General features: G+C 39.4%; 1 protein-coding gene and 1 pseudogene. Both read left to right on the top strand.

Going from position 1 to position 3,349, the window contains the following annotated elements; translation table 11 throughout:
- A pseudogene (locus tag KHZ77_RS09515) lies at window positions 1–253 on the top strand (hypothetical protein); the annotation flags it as partial.
- 759 nt (window positions 254–1,012) lie between these two features.
- Window positions 1,013–3,349 (top strand): YadA-like family protein (locus KHZ77_RS09510; protein ID WP_295198360.1); only part of this gene is annotated, 2,337 nt, incomplete at its 3' end.

Below are 3,349 nucleotides of genomic sequence, written 5' to 3'. Positions count from 1 at the left end.
AATGGTTAGCGTAGGTACTTCTTACGGCGGTGGCGAAAACATGGTTAACGCCGGTGTAACATTACGTATTGGCGATGGCGAAACTCAGAAATACCCATCTAAGAAAGTAATGGCTCAGAAGATTAACGATTTGGAATCCGTAGTGGCAGCTCAAAACGAACGACTTGCAAGTCAGAATGATCGTCTGGCAGATCAGAACGAAAAAATTGAAGAATTAACAAGACTCGTTAACTCTTTGATTAATAACAAATAATCGTGGTTGGTTTTAAATGCGAAGTTTCAGCCTTTGGATTCTGAATGAATCAGAGACCGGTGTTGGAAAAAACTAACTAGCGGTAGAAAAGCCGTAGCGACAATGTCGCTACGGCTTTTTTGTATATTGCGGGATAGATTTTATTTGGGATGAATGGAATAAAAGGACATGGAAGAACATGGAATAACCTGAAATAAATAATATGAGATACATAATATGAGATACATAATATGAGATACATAACATGAGATACTTAAATCGCATGAAGAATAAAACATGTTAATTAAATGAAGGATTGAAATTATATTCTGCTATTAAAAGTCTTGAAGGAAGTCATAAATCATTCTTGGTTTGAAAAAATAAAAAACACATTATACTTAAAGTTTAGATGAAGAATAATTCGCTGTATCAGAAGGTGTTATATTGACGAGGAATATAAAAAGAGTGGAATTAATTAAAAGATAACTGAATAAGCAAGGTCAATACCTTGTTAACTTAGCTGTGGCGGTAGTTTTTGCTGGTGTGTATGAAAATTATTTCGGAATGCTTGCAGGAGATAAACTATATCAAAATTGAAAAATGATACCGATAAATGAGTGAAAAGTGAAAATTGGATAATAAATTTTCTATACTTAATTGACATTTATCAATCTAAACGATAAAATTAGATATACTTAAGAGTGTTTAAAGTTATTGTTTTAAAATTCGATTTTATGATAATTAAATGAATTTTATTCTTGATTGTAGGGAGGCTCTATTATGAGTAAGCAGTTTAAAGTTAAAAAGAATTCTACGGTAGCATTACTAGCTGCATTAGCGTTGGTATCTGTAACGGGTGTTGCAGGTGCTCAAGATGGGGTTACAACTTTTGTTGATCCGGCAAATAAAAATATTCAGATAGGTAATGGAACTAAATTTGAAAATAATAATGGCAAAAATGGCGCTATTGCTATTGGCGATGGTGCACATGTCAATGACTATGTGATGCAGCAGGGGAGTATTGCTCTTGGTACTAATGCGAAAGTTGAAAATATGTATGGTACCCAGGAGAAAACGTTTAACTTTGGTCAAACTGATGCGACTCAGTGGGCAGCAGGTATTGCCATTGGTCAAAATACGTATGCTCGTTCCGGCAGTGTTATGATTGGAGATCACAAATACGTGGGTGCTCTTGGTGATGTTACCGTTGATGCCTCATCCAATGCCGGTGTAAATGCTAAGTCTCTATACATTAACTCGACAACACTTGGTGCTAATGCTTATACTTCCGGTTCCTTTGCTACAGTAAATGGTTCTTATTCTATTGCAACTTCTGACTATCAGGGGCTTGGTGGTTTTGCAGGTATTTTTGACGGCCCGAAAGCGGCTAAAAACTTTGGTGCCAACATTTACGGTTCCTTGAACAGCATTGAATCTGCTTCTTCTTCGTCCAATTACGCAGGTATTGCAAGTAGTGTTATTGGTACGGCTAACAGAACTGCTAACTCTAACGGTGCGTTAATCTTCGGTGCGGGCAATGAAATTACTAACTCTATTACTAATATTTCTGCTCCGTCTAGTGGTGGCGCATCCGCTAAAGCCTTACAGACCACGTTGATGACAAGCATTAGAAACTCTCAAAGTGGCGGTGCTACACTTGCTATTGGTGGCGGTAACAAAGCTGATTATACTCAGAAAACTTCGATTATCGGTGTAAATAATACGGTTACCGGTACAAGCAGTGACATTAGCCAGTACAACTCTGTAAACGGTTTTAACAATACCCTTAAAAATGTAGATAATTCCACTGTAATCGGTACAAACCGTACTTTGGAAAATGTAGATAACTCTATTGTAATCGGTTCTGCTGACTCCGGTATTACTTCAACTGCAAGTGATGCAGTTGCAATCGGTCGCAATACCAATGTTGCTAATGATGGTGGTGTTGCCTTAGGCAGTGGTTCCGTATCCGCTATCGATAAAGGTGTCATTGGTTATGATCCGGCTGGTAAAATTACCGATGCCGATAGTATTGGAGCTGTTGTAGGTCAGGAACAATATGATACACTTAAAGCCGCTGTGACATCCGGTACGGAAACGGTGAATACTTTGACTAGTGAAATCGCGGCTATGAAAGAGGAACAAAGCACATTAAGTCAATGGTCTAGTCGTTATTTTGAACTTCAAGAACAGATTGATGCTAAACAAACGGAATTAGATACAGCTGAGACTACATTGGCGTCTGATCAGTTGGAATATAATAAATTGGTTTCCACTTGGGAGTCCACCGGTGCAGCAGTTTCCGTAGGTAACAGCGAAACCGGTTTAACTCGTCAGATTACAAACGTAGCAGCGGGCTCTGCCGATACTGATGCTGTTAACGTAGCTCAGTTGAAACAAATTGCTCAGCAAGCCAGTGATCAGGCAAAGGATGTAACTCTTAACTTCACCGGGGATGATACTAAATCTCCTGTAAGTGTGAAAAATGGCAATGCGCTTACAATTTATGGCGGGGTTTCTGCAGTTGATGTGAGCGGTAACCAAATGTTAACTGATGAAGCTAACCTTGGTGTAGTAAAAACAGATAAAGGTTTGCAAGTTAAATTAGCTAAGGACTTACAAGGTCTTGATAGTGTTCGTGTTGGCGGTAATGCAACAAATGGCGAAGGTATTTACATTGCTAATCAGACAGCAACGTATACAAAAGATGGTGCAGCAGGTACTACTGAAACAGGTAATTATATTACCGGTTTAAGTAACAAAACTTGGGATCCTTCCAATACCGGCATTGTAAGTGGTCGTGCAGCTACTGAAGATCAACTTAATGTGGTAAGCAATCAGGTTTACAATGTACAGCAAGATGTAACTAATATTAACAAGACGGTTAATAAATTGGATAACCGTGTTGACCGTGTAGGTGCCGGTGCAGCCGCACTCGCAGCTTTACACCCATTGGAATTCAGCCCTGAAGCTAAATGGGAAGTGTCCGCCGGTGTAGGTAACTACAAAGGTGCGAATGCCGTAGCGTTAGGTGCGTTCTACCGTCCAAACGGTGATACAATGGTTAGCGTAGGTACTTCTTACGGCGGTGGCGAAAACATGGTTAACGCCGGTGTA

The organism is Veillonella sp., from assembly GCF_018364065.1.
Lineage (GTDB): Bacteria > Bacillota > Negativicutes > Veillonellales > Veillonellaceae > Veillonella_A.
Note: the sequence above shows the minus strand (reverse complement) of the source record. Positions and strands in the feature narration are given on the sequence as shown.